We start from the raw sequence: 19791 nt of genomic DNA on the forward strand, positions 1-19791 counted from the left end.
TTCGGAATTTAGAGTTTTTTCTAACATAGCAGACAACATCTGTGTTTACGCTACTTTCTCTTTGTTATTGCGTATATATCGGCATTGAGCGAGGGGAACGTAGTTTTACAAAGTGATTGATTGTTGCTATCAAACATACTATCCTCAATTTATATTTCCAAAGTATCCAACGGACTTTTTATTTGGTCAAATCCTTTGGTAGTGAGGTGAGTATAAATTTCAGTGGTCTTGCTGCTTTCATGCCCCAACAGGAGTTGAATGTAGCGTAAATCGGTGCCGTTTTCGAGCAGGTGCGTGGCAAAACTGTGCCGAAGCGTATGCACTGTAACATTTTTTTTGATGCCTGCTCTTTGGCATGCTGCTTTCAGAATCTGTTGAATAGATCGTGCCGAATACATGGGCGCGTCTTGCCCCTCAAACAAATAGTCAATGGGCTTATACTGTATGTAATACTTTCGTAACAATTCCAAGGCTTTGGGCGATAGCAGCGTATAACGGTCTTTTTTGCCCTTTGATTGCTCTATGCGTATTTGCATTCGATGGGAGTCTATGTCTTTGATTTTGAGTCGAATCGCTTCGCTAATTCGTAACCCTGAAGCGTAAATAAGGCTTAGAATCATTTTGTGCTTGAGGTTCTGAATCGTATTCAATATCCGCTGTACCTCATCGCTGCTGAGCACCACTGGCAGGGCTTTGTCGCGTTGGGGCCGTTGGAGGGCATAAAACCGCCGCTTACCGCCCAGTACTTTTTCATAATAAAACTTGATGGCATTGATGGCGGTGTTTTGGGTAGAAGCAGACACCTTGCGTTCAAGGACCAAATAGCGACAGAATTCAATGATTTTCTTTTCGTCTATCTCATCAATGGCATCCAGCGGAAAGTGATTGATAAACTCCTCAAAAGCTACTCCGTAGGATTTGATAGTCGTGCTGCCGTCTTTATCTTCATAATTACGTGTTTTGATTTTACCTTCAATATAGACCAAACTTCCTTTTTGGAGGTATTTGGCTGCTAAATCTGCCAAACTACGCCATATAACGATATTGTGCCATTCGGTTTGAGTGTGGTTTTGTCCATTTTTGTCTTTGAAAATTTCAGTTGTGGCCAGCGAAAACTTTGCTACGCTTATGCCGCCTTCTAAGGCCTGAAATTCAGGCACATTTCCAAGGTTTCCAATTAAAGTGACGCGGTTAAGTCCTCTCATATTTAAATATATTAGTGACAATGTGCTATTTAGAACACATTCCGCCCAAATAGCCACTCACCAAAACGGTTTCGTCGCTTTTTCTTGAGAAATCTTCCAAATTTTACTAACATTAGGTTTCATTAACCTAACTGTATCCTTTGAAACCATTTGTACTGCTGCTTGCCGTGGGGTTGTTCGTGCGTTGTACGGCTTCTTGCGCCCAAACCCTCGCCCTCAAAGGCCTCCAACAACCCGTCGAGGTCATCCGCGACCGCTGGGGAATTTCCCACATTTACGCCCAAAACGACCACGACCTGTTTATGGCACAGGGCTACGTGGCCGCTTCCGACCGCCTGTTTCAACTCGAAATCTGGCGGCGACAAGCCACAGGAACGGTGGCCGAACTCCTCGGAAAAAAAGAATTGAAACGCGACATTGGCAGTCGATTGTTTAAATTTCGGGGCAATCTTACGGCTGAACTGGCTCACTACCACCCCCGCAGTGCGCTCATTATCAATGCTTTTGTGGAGGGAATCAACGCCTACATTCGCGAGATGCGCCAAACGCCCGAAAAACTTCCGTTTGAATTTAAAGTCCTAAACACGCTGCCCGATTACTGGACGCCCGAAATCGTCATCAGTCGGCATCAAGGATTGCTGAGCAACGTCAAAGACGAACTCAACAATGCCCGAATCGTGCAGTTGGTGGGTGCCGAAAAGCTGCGTGATTTGCAGTGGTTTCACCCCGCCAAAACCGCCAACGAACCCGATTTGACCTTGGACAAAACCGTGCAGAGCGAAGACCTTTTTCAACCCATACTCGAATTGTACGAAGCCTTCCGTGCGCCTTTGAAATTTGTTAAAGACGATAAAAAAGCGAGTCACACGCCTGCGTTTGATTTTGACAGTTGGTACGAAGAAGAAAAAGCCAATGTCGGCTCCAACAACTGGATTATCAGCGGCCACCGCGCCCAAAGCGGCTATCCGATGCTGGCCAACGACCCGCACCGGGCGCAATCAGTGCCGTCGTTGCGGTATTGGGTACATTTGCACGCCCCGGGCTGGAACGTCGTGGGGGCGGGCGAGCCCTCCTTGCCGGGCGTTTCGGTGGGCCACAATGAAGTGGCTGCCTGGGGATTGACCATTTTTGAAACCGACAACGAAGACCTGTACGTCTACGAAACCAATCCTCAAAATCCGAATCAGTACAAATACCAAGGGAAATGGGAAAATCTTAAAATCCTGAAAGACACGATTAAAGTAGCCAACGGCTCGCCTGAGGTGATTACACTCAAGTACACCCGCCACGGGCCGGTGGTGTTTGAAGAGGGGGCCAAAAACAAATTGTACGCCGTGCGGGCTGGTTGGTTGGAGGTGGGTTGTGCCCCCTATTTGGCGAGTTTGCGCATGAACCAAGCGCGTACTTGGGAAGAGTTTCGGACGGCGTGCAGTTTTAGCCGTATCCCCGGCGAAAACATGATTTATGCCGACAAAAACGGCCACATCGGCTGGCAGGCAGTGGGGATTTCGCCCATTCGCAAAAACTGGACGGGGCTTGTGCCCGTGCCTGGCGATGGCCGCTACGAGTGGGCGGGTTATTTACCCATTCAGCTGTTGCCCAACAAAAAAGACCCCGCAGAAGGCTACGTGGTCACGGCCAACAACAACATGACGCCCGTTGATTTCCCCAACCGCAACGCCATTGGCTGGACATGGTCCAACCCTGTGCGGGCGCATCGCATCGAAGAAGTGCTGAACGCTGGAAAGCGTATGTCGTTGCAGGATTTCGCGACCTTGCAAACCGATTATCTCTCTGGAACGGCCCGCACGTTGTTGCCTGTCTTAATCAATGCGCTGAATACCAATGCGGCCAAAGAAAGCAATGAAGTGACGAAAGCTCAAGCGCTTTTGCAGGCGTGGGATTATCAACTAAAGCCCAATTCGACGGCGGCGGCCATTTATGTACAATGGGAAACTGAATTAAAAAAGGCCGTTTATCAACTGACCGTCCCCCAAAATATTCAGACCTATTTTAAAACGCTGCCCACCAAGCGGCTCGTAGATTGGGTCATTACGCCCCGCCCTGAGTTTGGTATAGACCCCATCAAAGCGCGTAATGGGTTGTTGGTGAATAGTTTAGAGAAAGCGATTCAGGTACTCACTGCACGGTTGGGCAATGACATGAACCAATGGCAGTACGGACAAGCCAAAAACAAACACATTAAACTTACGCATGCGCTCAGCGAGTGGGTAGGTGAGGAGCAACGCGCTAAAATTAACCTTGGCCCTTTGCCTCGTGGCGGCTACGGCGAAGTGGTGGGCAATACTGGCAACAACCTCAATCAGGAGCATGGCGCTTCGTTTCGGATTTTGGTAGATACCGAAAACTGGGACAAGACCTTGGGAATCAACAGCCCCGGTCAATCGGCCAACCCCGACGATCCGCATTATGTCGATTTGTTTGAATTATGGGCCAAAGACGGTTATTTCCCCGTTTATTTTTCTAAAGACAAAATTAAGCAAGTAGCCGACCGAACTTGGACGCTGAAGCCTAACTAGAAATTTGTACATTTGCGCCTCCAAAATAACGCCGATGAGATTTTTTTAACCTAGCTCGTTGGCGTTATTCTAATTCAGAACTAGATGCGTGTTTGTTTTGTAATGCCCGCTTTGCCCCACTACTTTAAGCTCATCCTGAACAAGATTGTGGCGGGAACGGGGTACGAGATTTTGATGATAAAACCCGCCCAAAAAGGGAAAGCAACGGGGGCGGCCGTGAAGGAGGAAACCGACAATGCGCTGTTTCGGGTGGTGGAGTTGGAAGAATACCGCGCTTGGTATGGCAAACCTTTTTTTAAGGATTTATTGCCCACGCTCAAAGCTTTTCGTCCTGATATTGTGGTGATTACTACTTGGCCGTATTTTCTCTACCTCACCCTCAATCCGTTCTTTTATAGGCGGTTGCGGGGATTGGGGGCCAAGCTCATCGCTCGGGATATTCCCTTCAACTACGCCATTTGGGGGCGGGTCAAAGAGTTTTATTTCTCTCCTCAGTTTCTCTCCGAAAATTTTCAGGATTCCAACAAAACTTGGATTGGCTATATTCTTTTTTGGATTGCCTCCTTACTGCGCCGTTTGAATTTGCCATTGGCCGATGCTCACATCAACTACATTGACGAAGCCCACGAAATCATTGGTAGCTACGGTGTGCCATCAGAGAAAATATTTGTCATTTCTAACTCCCCCGATACCGACGAACTATTGGCGGCGTTTGAAACAGTTCAAAAACGACCTTCTATCTTGCAGCCCAATCCCCATCGCCTAATTCACGTGGGGCGCTTGGTGCAGTGGAAACGTGTGGATTTGATTATCGAAGCCGTAAAAAAACTACAACCAACCTATCCCGACATTGAGTTGGTGGTGGTAGGTTTTGGGCCAGAGCTAGAAAAACTGAAAATACAGGCGGCAGAGGCAGGACTGGCAGAAGCTGTGCGTTTTGTGGGAGGAGTGTACAATTCAGTAGATTTGGGGCAATATTTGCACGAGTCAGCGGTGTATGTACTGGGCGGAATGGGCGGCCTGTCTATCAACGATGCCATGTGTTTTGCCAAACCCGTGGTATGCTCGGTGGCCGACGGCACCGAAAAACGCTTGGTACGCGAAGGAACCAACGGTTATTATTTCAAGAACGGAAACGCCGCTGATTTGGCACGAGTTTTGGACTTGTTGTTGGCAAATCCCGAGCGGGTTCGGGCCTTTGGCCAACGTTCATTGGAGATTATTAAAGAGGAAATAAATATACAAACCGTTATCGAAGGGTATCGTAACGTATTTGAATTCGTAACCAAGAAATGAAGATTCTTAACATTGTAGGAGCACGGCCCAATTTTATGAAAGTAGCGCCGCTGCATCGTGCTTTTCAGCGAAAAAGCGAGATTGAATCAAAAATCGTTCACACGGGGCAGCATTACGACGCCAAGATGTCGGACGTATTTTTTAACCAACTCGAATTGCCCAAGCCCGATTATTTTCTGGGAATCGGCGGCGGCTCGCACACTCAACAAACGGCCAAAATCATGTTGGAGTTTGAAAAGGTGGTAGAAGCCGAGCAGCCTGACTTGGTGTTGGTGGTGGGGGATGTTACCTCCACCATTGCCTGTGCGTTGGTAGCCACCAAAATGCACATTCCGATTGCGCACGTTGAAGCGGGATTGCGGAGCGGCGACCGCCGGATGCCCGAAGAAATCAACCGTATTTTGACCGACAGTATTTCGGATTATCTGTTTGTGACCGAGCAGGCAGGTATTGACAACCTCAAACACGAAGGCGTGCCCGACGAAAAAGTATTTATGGTGGGCAATTGCATGATTGACTCGCTGGTGTATTATCGTCAAAAAGCTGGCCTTCTGGACATTATGCCTTCATTGGGCGTAGCCAAAGATGATTTTGTGCTTATGACCATGCACCGCCCCGCCAATGTCGATACCGCCGAAGGGCTGACGAGTATTTTGCAGATTATTGAAAATACGACCCCGTACAAAAAAGTACTGTTTCCGATTCACCCCCGGACCAAAAATAACATTGAGAAATTTGGCTTAAAAGCAAAATTAGACGCGATTGAGGGCCTGATTTTGACCGAGCCGCAGGGCTATTTGGAGTTTTTAAATTTGATGGAAAATGCGGCCTTGGTCATCACCGACTCGGGCGGTATTCAGGAAGAAACGACCTATTTGCAGGTGCCTTGCTTGACCTTCCGCGATAGCACGGAGCGCCCCGTGACGGTCGAACTCGGAACCAATCAATTGTTGGCCGATTTGAACCCCGTGACTGTGCACGAAAAAGTAATCGAGATCCTCGAAGGTCGGGCCAAAAAAGGCGTTATTCCGCCGCTTTGGGACGGCCACGCTGCCGAGCGAATTGCGGAGATTTTAGTGAAAAGAGCAAAGTCGCTTTCTTAATTTTTACATTCGACAATCGTATTTCTTTTATGTCGCAACCTATTCGCGCCGAAGCACTTCCCGACAACCCCGACGAGCATTATCGTATTAAGCCCCCGTTTGGGCATCCGCGTTGGTATTACCTCAAAAAACTACGGCAGTTGGTGGAGTGGGGAAGAGATCAATATGTTCGGCAAAAAACCGCCCAAGGCCCGATTAAACTGGCGGATTATGGCTGCGGAACCAAGCCTTACGTTTCTCTTTTTTCGGATAAAAATATTGACTACCTAGGCATTGACTTGGCGTGGAATCCCCACGCAGATATTATTGTGGGCAACGATAGCGTAATTCAATACCCTGATAACCAGCTTGATGTGGTGCTTTCGACCCAGGTGCTTGAGCACGTAGACGACCCTGAAGGCTATCTTCGCGAAGCGCAGCGGATTCTTAAACCCAACGGGTTGCTGCTGCTCACCACGCACGGGTACTGGATGTACCATCCTGACCCCACGGATTATTGGCGTTGGACGTCGACGGGATTGCGTAAAATCGTGGAGCGCAATGGTTTTGAGGTGATTGCCTTTCGAGGTATCATTGGGCGGGCGGCCATGGGATTGCAGTTGTTTCAGGATGGATTGTTGTTCAAAATACCCAAATTCCTACGCCCTTTGCTGACAATTCCGATGCAGTTTTTGATCGTATTATTCGATAAAATCAGTTCTCAACAAGCCACCGACACCGACGGATGTACGTATTTGGTTGTGGCCAAGGCGAAGAAATAACGATGAAATTGTGCATTGCTTATCCCAATCGGAATAGTTACTCCGAAACATTCATTCACAATCATTTATCGTACCTAAAACCAGAAATCACATTGACGGGTGGCTGGCGGCCTTACATTACAAAGGAAGGGGAAAACATCATTTCTATTCCCGCAGGGGAGTTGATTCGGATAGGAATTAAACGCGTGTTTTCTGTATTCTACCCACCTTTTTATACTTATTTTTTGACAAAGTACTTGCAAAAAGAAAAACCAGATGTTGTACTAGCAGAATATGGAATTACGGGTTTGGGTGTAATGGAAGCCTGTAAGAAGACAAATACGCGTTTGGTGGTTCATTTTCACGGCTTCGACGCTTCCCATCGTCCGACCATTGAAAAGTACAAAAAAGACTATCAACGTCTTTTCGAAATTGCGGAAAAAATTATTGTAGTGTCGAAAGATATGGCGGCTCAATTGATGGGAATGGGTGCTCCTGCCGCCAAAATTATCAATAACCCCTATGGCGTTGAAACTGAAAAGTTTTACGGAGCAAATCCACAGCAGGCTGAAAAAATAGTACTGTCGGTGGGACGGTTTACGGGAAAAAAAGCGCCGCACCTGACGTTGCAGGCTTTTGATAAGGTACTCGAAAAACATCCTGATGCACGACTGGTGATGATTGGCGGAGGCGAACTTCTTGAGTCCTCAAAAGCACTGGTGGAAACCTTGGGTATGAAACATGCCGTTGAATTTGCAGGGATAAAATCACCCGATGAAGTGGCAGAATGGCACCGCAAAGCAAGGATTTTTGTCCAGCATTCTATCACTAACCCCGAAAATGGGGATTCAGAAGGTACACCTAATACGATTTTGGAGGCTTCGGCGGCAGGACTGCCGATTATAAGTACGCGTCATGCTGGGATAAAAGAGGCTGTTGATCATGAAATAACTGGCTTTTTAGTGGAAGAAGGAGATTATTTGAAAATGGCTGATTATGTGTGCCTTTTGTTGGATAATGTTCAACTTGCGCAAAAAATGGGGAAAAATGCAGCTTTAAAAATGAGGCAGGAGTATGAAATAGAATTGCGAATCGAAAGACTACAACAGATTTTGCAAAGAGATACTCAATAAGCCTTATAATTGTAGTAGCCCTTACCCCTCGACATATATTGAAGTTTTTAACTTTTTTGAAACAACTATTCAATGACCGTTATTTCACCCCTTACTGGCAGTCCTGAGGTTGTCCTCGAAAGCCGACTTTTGCCAAAACAGATTATCAGCCAGTATAAAACCCAGTTTGGTGTTGATGTAAGCGGCTATTTTAAGGGCTTAAAAACGGTGGATATTTACCGTTGCAAGACCTCTGGGCTTCGTTTTTATTACCCATTCAATTTGGCGGGTGATGGGCAATTTTATGCCGATTTGGCACGGGTGTATAAGGGCTATTATTCGGTTTGGAAATGGGAACACGAAAAAGTGAATGGTCTTATTCTATCTGAACAAAAAGTACTAGAAATTGGGTGCGGGAGGGGCTATTTTTTAGAAAAATTAAAAGAGAAAAAAGCGCAGGCAACGGGTTTGGATTTTAATCCAGACGCCGTGGAATACGGTAAAACCCACGACCTCAATATTGTGGATGAAACGATAACGGCTCATGCCCAAAAACAAGCGGGGACCTACGATATGGTGTGCGCTTTTCAGTTGTTTGAGCACGTCAATGAAGTCGGAGATTTTTTGAAAGATTCCATCGCGTGTTTGAAAAAAGGCGGACTTTTGGCCATTGGCGTTCCCAACAATGATTGTTATATTTTCAAAGAAGACCCGTATCATACCCTTAATGTGCCTCCGCACCACATGTTGTTATGGGCGCCAGATTCTCTGCGTTATGTTGCACAATTGTTTGATTTAGAATTGATTGAGGTGGCCGTTCAGCCATCGGTATCTGTCAATAAAAGTACGGCGTATTTGCTTTGGCTCAAAAAACAATTTGGAGATTCAGCCGTGGTAAATTTGCTTCACCTTACCACTCGTTTTTTGGTAAAACGCTTGCCCGTGTTTACGCAAGGCCCCACGGTGGTGGCGGTTTACCGAAAAAAATAAAAAGCTAAGTCGCTTAACTAGAAATGCCAAGATTTAATAAGTAAAGTATTTTTGTCCAAAATTATTTAGATGAAAAAAATCATTCTTTCGCTCATTGAAAAAATGGGGTACGAAGTTGTGAAGGCAGGAACATACCGTTTTGCCAACATTGACATTGAAAATGACAAAGATTTTGGTCGTTTGATGAATCAATGTCGCCCATTTACAATGACTTCCATTCAACGACTTTATGCCCTGAATCAAGCGGTCAATTATATTTCCAAAAATAAAATCAGCGGCGATATTGTGGAATGTGGGGTTTGGAGAGGGGGAAGCTCTATGATGAGTGCCCTTACATTGTTGGAAGGCAAGGATACTTCACGAAATTTATACCTGTACGACACTTTTGAAGGCATGAGTGAGCCCACAAACGATGATGTAAGTATGACGGGTGCTCTAGCGGAGAAGACTTGGCAAAGTATTGATAAATGTGACGCAGATTTGAACGACGTCCAAACCAACATGAAACAGACCAATTACCCTTTTTCTAAAATACATTTTGTACAGGGTAAAGTAGAACAGACAATTCCTGAAACAATACCGTCTTCGATTGCCTTGTTGCGTTTGGATACCGACTGGTATGAATCTACGTACCACGAACTGGTTCATTTGTTTCCCAAACTCGTGACGGGGGGAGTGCTAATCATTGATGACTACGGACATTGGCAAGGTGCCCGCAAGGCAGTAGATCAATACTTTGCCGAACAAAAAACCCCTATTTTGCTCAATCGAATTGACTACACGGGTCGTATTGCGATAAAATCATAACATATATTCATGGGAGTTATCATTCGCCAAAGTCTTAAAAATTCAATTGTCACGTATTTTGGCGTAATCATCGGGACCGTCAATGTTCTGTACTTGTACAATGCCTTCTTGTCGACAGATCAGATGGGGCTTTACAGCGCCATTACGAGTTTTCCGTTGGTTTTCGCTTCGTTTACCCAGTTGGGCATTCCGCTGATTGCAGTACGTTTTTTCAATAGGTTTAAGGACGAAGCCAAACAACACAACGGTTTTTTTGCTTTTTTGATGGTTGCGCCGCTGGCGGGGTGCTTGATTTTCAGTGTGTTGTATGTTTTTGGGCGTGATTTATTTCGGTGGATTTATCAAGATGGTTCTCCACTGTTGGTTCAATATTATTATTATTTACTTCCACTGACCATTTGTTTGGTCTACATGACCGTTTTGGAAGCCTACGCGCGGGTGCATCTACGAATTGTGGTCCCCGCCATCATTCGCGAATTGGGCGTTAAGCTAACAAACTCGGCCTTGGCGGTGGGCTACGGAATGCACTGGATTACTTTCGATCAGCTTATTATGGCGCTGGTACTCGTGCATTTGTTGGCCGTTTTTGCGTTGTTGGGCTATTTACAATGGCTGGGTAGGTTGTACTGGAAAGTCGATTTTAGCTTTTTGCGCAAGCCAATTTTTAACGAAATGTGGCAGTATGGCTTGTGGGTCTTAATGGGCGGGGTAAGTGTCAATCTGGCGGTCAACATTGAAAAATTTTTCCTCCCAGCCTACTCCAACGGGATGACCAACACCGCAATTTTTGACATTGCGGCCAAAATTGCCCTTGTCATCGCCATTCCAAGAAATGCTCTGTCGTCTATCAGTACGCCGCTGCTAAACGAGTCTTGGAGTCGCAATGATATGGAACACATCGACGAGATTTACAAAAAATCTTCGCTTAATCTGTTGATTATCGGTGGGTTATTGTTTTTAGGGATTTGGTGCAATATCGACAGTATTTTCAAAATTATTCCTAAATCGGAGGTGTATGAGCAGGGGAAATGGGTGGTGCTTTTTGTAGGGCTGGGCAGGGTGATTGATATGGCCACGGGGCTCAACTCTGAAATTCTGATTGGTTCAAAGTATTATCGTTACGACCTTGCATTTTACATTTTTCAGACCGTTTTGCTCGTGATTGCCAACGCCCTATTGATTCCAATTTATGGGTACAACGGAGCCGCATTGGCCATGTTGGTGTCGCTCACGCTCTACAACGCCATTAAATTCTGGTTTATTTATTCCCGTTTTGGCCTTCAGCCTTTCACCCCTGCTACCATCAAAGCGGTTGCATTACTGGTGGTTACGTACGGAATCACCCAGGTGATTTCCATCCCCAACGACAGCCTTGGGATGGTATTTGTCGGCATTGCGGTCAAATCATTCGTGATTCTGTTGGTACTAGGCGGTGGGGTTCTGGGACTAAGAATTTCCGAAGATGCCAATCAAACGCTGTTGGGTATTTGGCGCAAATACAGAAAGAAATAATCTTCATTTTTAAGATTGAATTCATAAAAAAACACTGGCTTGGAGTACCAATTCCCCAAGCCAGTGTCTAAAAATAGAAATGTATTTTAGCGTTTAAAATACATAATTTCAGAAACAGGCTCTCCTACGTAAAGTTTAAGCGAAGTGCCGTCGACCGAAAATTTGGTCACGTTTTTTAGATTATTAAGGAAATTATACTCGGCTTTCATCATTTCGGGCGTGCCAGCCATTTTGGTCGTACTGACGGGCGCGACGAACTCAATGCTGGATTTAGCTTCATTAAACGTAAAATGGGTATTGTAGAGATTTACGAATGCTCGTCCGTTCACTTGCAATTTATCAGTGGTCTCTGAAGCGGTAAATTCGATAGAGGCTTCGCCGTCGGCGGGTACCGTTTTGTCTTTCAGGTATTCCGTAAATGTCCATTTCCCAGACAGTTTGTTAAAATTTACGCGAGCATTGGTGACGTTTTTGGCGGCTTGCAATTCATCTTCAATCGTAACGCTCGTTTTCGCACAGCTCACACACAGGAGCAATAGCGTGGCAAAAAAGGGGATTTTAATCATGGCTAAAAGCGTTTTTTGGTTGTTTATAGTCCTACCTGGTTCTTCAATGCAGAACCATAAAAAAGACGCAAATCGGCCTGATTTGGTTGGAATCTACTTCCTGATTTTATACACTTGCCCACTAACGGGTGCAATTTGGCCTTCTGGTGCGGTAGTAGTTTGAAACACCAAATCATAATCACTAAGGTTGATGTTTTCCAAAGATATGCCCGATTGACTGTCAAAATTAGCTACAAAAATATACATAGGAGCGATGGCTTGGGTCCATGCGACAAGTGTTTTTGTGGTATCGGGCGGCAAAATCCACTTGATTTGTTGGTTGGCGATTTGTTTCCAAATCGTTTCTGCAAAAATACGTAAGTCGTTGATTTCACGGAACTGCGCCATGTTTTCACCCCATTCAAACGGTCCGTGAGTTACTTTGTCGGTTTCGGCATCGTCGTGAATTTGAAAAACGTACAGTTTGGAATATTCTTCGTTTTTCCCCCGCGTTAAGTGAAGGTTTCGCACCTCAAATCCAAGGCTGTAATAACTTGGCATATCCGTTAAGAATATTCCAACAAAATAGCGAAGGAGGTTGCCCGTTCGGTAAAATTCATCAAAACGCGGGTCGTCTTTGTCGGCCGTGATAATCGTAAAACTAGGGGCAAAATTACGACTGTGGAGCAATTGGTCGTACAAGGTAAAACGCTCCCGGAATTCGGGGGAGTCGATGACCGCCGCCTGCAAATCCCCGAGCGTAGCGTCGGCGTGGATGGCTTCCAAATGGTCAAACTCATCGCCGTAGCCCATCACGTTGGGAGGAGCGATAAAGGTCTCGGCGTAAAACGCGAAGTGGGGCGTTCCGCGTCGTTGAATGTATTTTTTAACGGCACTCAGCGGGTCATAAAAAGCATCGGGATGGGCAGGAACACCCTCTGGACGCATTTGTACGTGAGCCATATCGCCGCGCATAAAATCAAAATTGAATTCCTGCTGGCATTCAAGGTATTTTCTTGAAAAGTAATTCCAAGCGTCTATATTGGGGCGTTCAAAATCCAGTTCCCAATGCCGATTATCATTTTTGGAATGATAAAATCGGTAGCGTGTCAGCGGCCCAAATACCCTCGACATACCCTCAGGATGGTCAAAATCGTATTGAAACCACTGCGTTCCGCGCTCGTCAAGGACAAAAACCTCTGGATTGATATGCAGTCCCCGGTAGGGTGGCGCCATGGTCATGGGCAGGGTTTCGAAGCCGTGGGCAAGCAAATCCTTCATCAACTCAATGCGTCGGTGCAATCGTTGTTGATGGTCAAAACCAAAAATAATTTCCTGCCGTCGCTTATCAGTAAGCAAGGGAATGCTCGGGTCGAAAAGGATGGATTTATCAAAATACAATCCACTGCTGTCGGCCGTGCCGCAGTTGTGGAGGTGTTGCCAAATCACTTCTTCAACCTGTTGCCAAATATGCTCCGAATGGTCGGTCAGTCGGCCGCCATCGCGGCGCACCCACTCAAAAAGTCGGGGATGAATCAGCGCAATTTCCGAAAAACGGTCGGTGTGGGGAATTACGTCCAAGCCAACAGTTTTGCCCAGGGCGTGCAGTAAATTAACGACCGCTTTCAGTTGTTTTTCCACGGAGTCCAACCACGGAATGGCCTGTTGAAGCGGCCAACTGTAAAACTCTTGGTTGATGTTCCAGCTCACTTTTCCGTACAAACTTCCCACCACGCCCGGCTCCCAAATGGGTAGAAGATGAATGGAATCGTGGAACTTGGGCAGGGTAAGCGCATAGCCTACAACGTTCCAAAAGCTACCAATGGTTCGGACATTGACGCCGACCATGTTGGATTTTTTGAGCCATTGACTGTCTTTTTGAGTGGCCAATGGGGATAAAATTGTTTCGTTTGGGTTGAGCGCTCGCATCATCGTCTCGGTGCCGAGTTTTTTTTGCAGGATGTTTAACACCTGAAAAACGTCAAATTTAGTGGCGAATTCAGGTAATAAACCAGCTACAAACGAAACTCTGGAGCGCTCATAGTCAGTAAGATGCAGGTGATAGGTGTTACGCCAATCTGTCACGTACGCGTCGCGCGTATGTGTACTGGTGGTGTCGAGAATATTCATCATAGGTTGTGTAAGTCAGCAAAATAATATTTTTATGGGGAAAAGTGCAAAAAATCCCGCATATTACTTTACAGACCATTCAATAATCCCTCCCGCATACTCCTTAGGTAGCATCACTTCCATTTTCAACGCTTTGGCCTTTACGGGTTCAAAATAAAGCTCATTGTATTGGTCTTTTGCTATCCCAAACGGGCCTTTGGGTTGAACGGGTTTCCATTCTCCTGATTCGTTTTGGTAAAGTAACCGCCACGAAGCGGGCACGCGACACCCACCCCACGGGCCGTCGTCAAACCAATAAACGTTGGTGGATGAAATGGTTTCTGGTTTGTCAAAAGTGTATTGGACCCATTGAAGCGTATCTTTCATGGGCCACCAGTGGTAGTAAATATTGTCGTGGTCGTTGGAGTTTTTGGGCTCGGCTTGGTCGTTGAGCGCGATGAGGGTTTTGGTCACGTGCGAGGCCGACAGCTTACTTTTGGATGCAATAGTAGTAGCTGGGAGTGGGCGAGAAGCAGAGGGTTTTGTGCCAAACCAAACAGCCATTTCACCTGGCCCACGGTTGGCCCATGCGTAATAAGGAATGGCTTCAAAAGTAGCCTTGGAGACATTGATTTGATGGTCTATTGTCCGTTTGGATTGTTCAACTTCCGCTTTAATCACCGTGACACCGTCCAGAAAATCAGGACGATAGCTGGCCGTGAAAGCGGTTTCGGGGTTGACCACCAAGTTGAGCACCCGACCTTCCGAATGCTCGGGCCATTCGGCACAATACACAATCGGGCCGCGTTGAAGCGCAATTTTGTCTTGGTCAGCAACCACTTTTTTATTGGCGGCTACTTGCCTAATGGGCATCGGTAAAGTCAGTTGGATAACGTCCCCTTTTTTCCATTCTCTTTTGATAACGGCGTATCCATTTTCGAGTTGGTACTCGGCGGGTTTGCCGTTGACCATCAAGGTAAAAAGAGTATCATCTTTTTTCGTAAAAGAATATAAGTCGCTCGGTAGTGGTTGGTTTTGCGCCCAGCCGGGTATCCGAATGGCCATCTCGAAGTTTTTACGTTTGGCGGGGTTCAGAGTGAAATCAACCGTACCGTTCCACGGATAATTGGTCGTTTGGGTAATTTGGACTGCGGTTCCGTTGAGCATGATTTCGGCGTTACTGCTCATGAACAAATTGGCAAAAACGCGGTCATTTTGTTGGGCATAAACATAACCTGGAACAGACGGGATAAACCGACACACATTGCTCGGGCAACAGGCGCAACCAAACCACGCACTCCGTGAATGTTGCCCCAAAGATTCGAGCGGATTGGGATAAAAAAAGCGGTCGCCGCTGAGTGACACCCCCGACACCATGCCGTTGTACAGCGTGCGCTCTAGCACATCATAAAAACGGGAATCGCCGTGGAGCAGAAAAAGGCGGTAATTCCAATAAATATTGCCAATGGAGGCACAGGTTTCGTTGTAGGCCGACATATTCGGCAATTCGTAAGGAGCGCCAAATCCTTCGTGGCCACCCGCCGCGCCGATGCCCCCCGTGAGGTAAAATTTGTCATCGATGATGTCTTCCCAGATTTTGTCAATGGCGTTGAGGTAAGCTTTGTCGCCCGTGATGGCGGCTACGTCGGCCATGCCAGCGTACATATAAGTGGCGCGAACGGCGTGCCCAACGGCCTCGGTTTGTTCTGTCACCTTTTTATGGTCTTGGCTGTATTCTTTGCCTTTGCCGCGCACGTCCAGAAAAAATTTGGCCAAATCAAGGTACTTTTTCTGGTTTGTAGTGCGGTAGAGTTTCACCAGCGCCATTTCGATGATTTGGTGGCCGGGAGCGTGGTCCAACTTGCCGGGGCCAAATTCACGACAGAGCAAATCCGCGTTTTTGATGGCAATGTTTAACAATGTTTTTTTGCCTGTGGCCTGAAAATGGGCAACGGCGGCCTCAATCAAATGCCCGCTGTTGTATAACTCATGACTCAAATCAGACTCTTTTTCCCAGCGTTTCAGGCCCGACCAAGGGTGCGTATGTAGTGGGTCGATGGTTCGATTGGTATATAGATAACCGTCGGGTTCTTGCGCTTTGCCCACGTAGTCAATGAGCGTGTCAAGGCGGGCTTCCAAATGTTTGTCGGGGAATGTTTGCAACGAAAAACTGGCTCCTTCCAAGATTTTGTAAATATCAGTATCGTCAAAAGGGTATTCAGTGCAAAACTTGCCCGATTTGATTTTGGCGGCAAATAAAAAATTGTTGACCCGTCCTGTATTGTAGCACTGCTCTAGGGCAATCGGAATCGTGACGTCGTGGTTGCGTTTGATGCGTGGTGCCCAAAACTGATCATTGACTTTTACGGCCGTAAACGGCACGGGTTGAATCGGATAATCGCCCTTGGGTTGGCTTTTGACGGTGTTTGTAACGAAAATGACGAACCAAAAGAGGACTGCCGTTTTTAATTTGACCATGTTTAACATTAGGAATCCGATTTTATCTTTCTGAAAAAAACTGTTTTTGCAGTGTTCAAAAATAATGATATTCTCGTTCCCTTCCGCACAAAAAGGGCAAATAGGGAGGCCGTGCTGCTTTTCTTTTAAAATAACAGATTTGGCTAGGGTAGCCTCACCTCCAAGCTAAGCTGGTAACTGCCCGTAGCGCCTAGGTAAGTAGGGTCAAAACTAGCAGTGACCGAGTTTTTGTATGACTGATTGGCATTGCGCTGACGGAGGAGCATCGATTGATTGGTGGGCAAATAACGGGCCGTAACGGTATATTTTCCGAGGGGAATGTCTTGCGCATTTTCATCGCCCGTTTTTATGGTCAGGGTTTTACCGGCATTGCCATCAATGAGCATTCCGACGGGTTTAAAAGTAAATTCAACGTTGTCGGTGTCGAAGAATACTCCGATGGCACCGTACACTTCCAATGATCCGCCGTAGTGCCCCGACATACCAAATTCTTTTGGTTTTTCTCCCGTCAATTTCCAATGCAGGTTGCGAATAGCGCCTTCGGTGCCCGCAAAGGCCCCCGTGGTTTCGGGAAATAAATCAAGGACGTAGGTTTTGTTGTCAAAACGGACGGTCACCGTACCCCGAACGTACCACGAGCCAGCATTGACCGATAGGCTATAATGCCCGTTGGCATCGGTTTTCCCCAAGATGTTATTGTTGTAAAATTGGGCGTTGTTGACCACTATATCGGCATTGGCCAAAGGTTTACCGTTGGTGTCAACGACGCGTCCCGAAACAATCCCTTTTTGGGGGCTGTCCGAATCAGGATGTACATGTGCGTGGGGAGGAATGCAGGACGATAGCAGCGCCAGAGCGGCGTAGAGCAATGTTTTCATGATTGGCTGTTGTTTTTGTTAAGGGCAAAATTGCCCTTCTCCGTGCGCACAACCAACCATGAAATTGATGAAACGGAAAAAGCGACGGCTGAAACGTGATGCCGCCGCTTTTTTCAGTTGAGTGTCTTTTCTGATTTATTTCGTACCTTCATTCACCGTAATCGGCATGGTCCATGCGGGGGGCTCAATTCCTAGCAAATGCCGTACGAAAAAATCGCGCCGCTTGCGCTCACCGTACTCGCCGCCGGTGGAGTGGGCCATATTGGGTACCATCAAAAAATCAAAATCTTTGTTGGCTTTGATGAGCGCATTCACCAACTGCATGGTGGATGCGGGGTCGACGTTGTCGTCTACTTCACCCAGAATCAGCAACAATTTTCCTTGTAGTTTTTCGGCGTGGGTCACGTTGGAGCAGTCGGCATAATGCGGCCCGATGGGGTAGCCCATCCATTGTTCGTTCCACCAGATTTTATCCATTCGGTTGTCGTGGCAACCGCAGGAAGAAACGCCCACTTTGTAAAAATCAGGATAAAATAAAAGTCCCCCCGTGGAGCTTTGCCCACCCGCTGAGGTGCCGTAGATTCCTACGCGACTAAGGTCGAGTGAGGGATATTTTTTGGCGGCTTCTTGCATCCATAACATCCGGTCAGGAAAGCCCGCGTCTTTTAGATTTTGCCAACATACATCATGAAAAGCTTTGGAACGGTTGGACGTACCCATGCCGTCGAGTTGCACGACAATGAAGCCCAATTCGGCCAGTTCAAACATCGAACGGTTGTAGGTCATAAACGATTTTGGCGTAAACGAACTGTGCGGCCCCGCGTAGATATTTTCAATGACGGGGTATTTTTTAGTGGGGTCAAAATTGGTAGGGCGAACGATAATCCCCCAAATATCGGTTTTGCCGTCGCGCCCTTTGGCCGTAAATACTTCTGGGGCTTTCCAACCGGCTTTTTGCCATTCTGAAATATCGGCTTTCTCCAATTCCATGAGGACTGAGCCGTCGGTAGCGGAGAGAAGCGTGGTCAGTTGCGGCATATCAACGCGGGAGTAGGTATCAACAAAATATTTTTTGTCGGGCGAAAAATAGGCAGTATGATTGGCGTTCTCAGAAGTCAGGGCGGTCAGGCCAGTGCCGTCAAAATTAATGCGATAGTACTGCACAAAGTACGGGTCTTGTTGGGGGTTCATGCCGCTTGCCGCAAAGGTAATACTCCTTTTTTCTTCGTCGACGTTGACCACATTGCGTACTACCCATTCGCCTTTGGTGATTTGTTTTTTAACTTTTCCAGTCAGACCATCGTACAGATAAAGGTGGTTCCAGCCGTCGCGCTCAGAGGCCCAGATGATTTCTTTTCCATCCGTTGCGTCGTAACGATAGCGTTTGCCACTGTAATCAATGAAGGTTTTGCTTTGCTCCTCAATCACCGCCCGCACCGTGCCCGTTGCGGCATTTATTTCCAACACCCTGTACACTTGATGGCCGCGTTGGTTGTACTCGAACGTAAATGCGCGGCTGTCTTTGCGCCATTCCGAGCGCGACAACCCGTATTGGTGGTTAAATAGCGCATCATCAACGGGGAGTTGTTTCTGCTCGTCGACCAAAAATAACTGAGGGCGGCGTACTGGCAACGCATCACCGGGTTTGAGGTATTCGCGGCTTTCGAGTTTGGGTTGGAGTTGGTCTTCGGGCGAGGAGCGCACGAAGTAAATCAGGTGTTTTTGGTTGGGCCTAACTTTAAATGAAATCAGTTTTTTGGAATCTGGTGACCACTGAACGTAGCCCGAATAATAGTCGCCTTCGGAGCCGTCGAAACTGAGTTGGGTCTCTTTTTTGGTTTTCTCAAAACGAACGTACACGTTGTAATTCTTGATGTAAGCCGTTCGGGTGCTGTCGGGTGAGAAAACGGGTTTGTCGTTTTGGTCGTTGGCACCCGCGCCCCAATATCGCCGTTCTTCGGAGCGAACGGGTTCTTTTTTGCGCAATGTGTTGGACGTGAGGCCGTAATTCCACACAAATCCCTCGGCGCTAAATTCTATTTCTTTGTCATCTTTACTGTACGTAAATGTACCAAAAGGAAGGGCGTAGGGGGTTGTTTTTTTGTTGGTTGCCTCAGAGAGTTTCTGGGCCAATTGTGCGTGGTCAAAGGCCGCTTGACGGGTTTTGTTGGTGGGGTTAACGGCCATGAATTCTTTTCCGCGAACGGTTTGCACAGAATACCATGCCCATTGACTGCTCGCCGACCAGTTGACCAACGCGGGGGCGTTGTAGACTTTGTCTTTGAGGCGGTTTTTGAGGGTTTCTGAGCGTTGATAATCTTCCAAACGCCCCTGCGCTCGCGAGGATTGGGAAGTAAAGCTTAAAAAAACAAGCATTGCCAGAAAAAGCGACAGCTTGGGGTGGCGGGGAGGCGTCGGCAAAAGCATAGGATAAAAGGGTTAAGATATTACAAATTTAGGCGACTTTTTTGGGTAA

14 protein-coding genes are annotated in these 19791 nt (G+C 46.9%); 8 read left to right on the forward strand and 6 right to left on the reverse strand.

Going from position 1 to position 19791, the window contains the following annotated elements; genetic code table 11:
- Positions 1–149: 149 nt before the first annotated feature.
- Complete coding sequence (xerA, locus tag GVN20_RS23850; RefSeq protein ID WP_166560755.1) at positions 150–1205, reverse strand: site-specific tyrosine recombinase/integron integrase; 1056 nt, start codon at positions 1203–1205, stop codon at positions 150–152.
- Positions 1206–1345: 140 nt separating this feature from the next.
- Between xerA and GVN20_RS23855 the strand changes: the two genes are divergently transcribed.
- The 8 genes from GVN20_RS23855 (at position 1346) to GVN20_RS23890 (ending at position 11305) form a co-directional block, all read left to right on the forward strand.
- Positions 1346–3745: a penicillin acylase family protein gene (locus GVN20_RS23855; protein WP_166560756.1), complete on the forward strand. Its 2400-nt coding sequence runs from the start codon at positions 1346–1348 to the stop codon at positions 3743–3745.
- Between the two features lie 84 nt (positions 3746–3829).
- Entirely contained in the window at positions 3830–5041 is a 1212-nt protein-coding gene (locus GVN20_RS23860; RefSeq protein ID WP_166560757.1) for a glycosyltransferase family 4 protein, read from the forward strand.
- The gene (wecB, locus tag GVN20_RS23865; RefSeq protein WP_166560758.1) at positions 5038–6144 is read left to right on the forward strand and encodes a non-hydrolyzing UDP-N-acetylglucosamine 2-epimerase; all 1107 of its coding nucleotides are present in this window, start codon (positions 5038–5040) and stop codon (positions 6142–6144) included. The genes GVN20_RS23860 and wecB overlap by 4 nt, the downstream gene beginning before the upstream one ends.
- Positions 6145–6173: 29 nt before the next feature.
- Positions 6174–6905, forward strand: coding sequence for a class I SAM-dependent methyltransferase (locus GVN20_RS23870; protein WP_166560759.1), 732 nt, complete (start codon positions 6174–6176; stop codon positions 6903–6905).
- Between the two features lie 2 nt (positions 6906–6907).
- Positions 6908–8017, forward strand: coding sequence for a glycosyltransferase (locus tag GVN20_RS23875; RefSeq protein WP_166560760.1), 1110 nt, complete (start codon positions 6908–6910; stop codon positions 8015–8017).
- A gap of 72 nt (positions 8018–8089) precedes the next feature.
- On the forward strand, positions 8090–8986 hold the full coding sequence (locus tag GVN20_RS23880; protein WP_166560761.1) for a bifunctional 2-polyprenyl-6-hydroxyphenol methylase/3-demethylubiquinol 3-O-methyltransferase UbiG: 897 nt from the start codon (positions 8090–8092) through the stop codon (positions 8984–8986).
- Between the two features lie 69 nt (positions 8987–9055).
- Positions 9056–9793: a TylF/MycF/NovP-related O-methyltransferase gene (locus GVN20_RS23885; RefSeq protein WP_166560762.1), complete on the forward strand. Its 738-nt coding sequence runs from the start codon at positions 9056–9058 to the stop codon at positions 9791–9793.
- A 9-nt stretch (positions 9794–9802) separates the two neighbouring features.
- Positions 9803–11305 (forward strand): lipopolysaccharide biosynthesis protein, encoded by a 1503-nt coding sequence (locus tag GVN20_RS23890; RefSeq protein WP_166560763.1) that lies wholly within the window; start codon positions 9803–9805, stop codon positions 11303–11305.
- Positions 11306–11391: 86 nt separating this feature from the next.
- Here GVN20_RS23890 and GVN20_RS23895 read toward each other — a convergent pair whose 3' ends face one another.
- The 5 genes from GVN20_RS23895 to GVN20_RS23915 form a co-directional block, all read right to left on the reverse strand.
- Positions 11392–11871 (reverse strand): META domain-containing protein, encoded by a 480-nt coding sequence (locus GVN20_RS23895; protein ID WP_166560764.1) that lies wholly within the window; start codon positions 11869–11871, stop codon positions 11392–11394.
- A gap of 93 nt (positions 11872–11964) precedes the next feature.
- Complete coding sequence (locus GVN20_RS23900; RefSeq protein ID WP_166560765.1) at positions 11965–13983, reverse strand: hypothetical protein; 2019 nt, start codon at positions 13981–13983, stop codon at positions 11965–11967.
- 60 nt (positions 13984–14043) lie between these two features.
- On the reverse strand, positions 14044–16437 hold the full coding sequence (locus tag GVN20_RS23905) for a glycoside hydrolase family 127 protein (RefSeq protein WP_166560766.1): 2394 nt from the start codon (positions 16435–16437) through the stop codon (positions 14044–14046).
- A gap of 143 nt (positions 16438–16580) precedes the next feature.
- Positions 16581–17315, reverse strand: a complete 735-nt coding sequence (locus GVN20_RS23910) for a carboxypeptidase-like regulatory domain-containing protein (RefSeq protein ID WP_166560767.1) — start codon at positions 17313–17315, stop codon at positions 16581–16583.
- A 135-nt stretch (positions 17316–17450) separates the two neighbouring features.
- A complete protein-coding gene (locus tag GVN20_RS23915; protein ID WP_166560781.1) occupies positions 17451–19691 on the reverse strand; it encodes a DPP IV N-terminal domain-containing protein in 2241 nt (746 codons plus the stop codon).
- Positions 19692–19791: the final 100 nt, after the last annotated feature.

It is taken from the genome of Runella sp. CRIBMP (assembly GCF_009905605.1).
In the GTDB taxonomy this organism is placed as follows: Bacteria; Bacteroidota; Bacteroidia; order Cytophagales; family Spirosomataceae; genus Runella.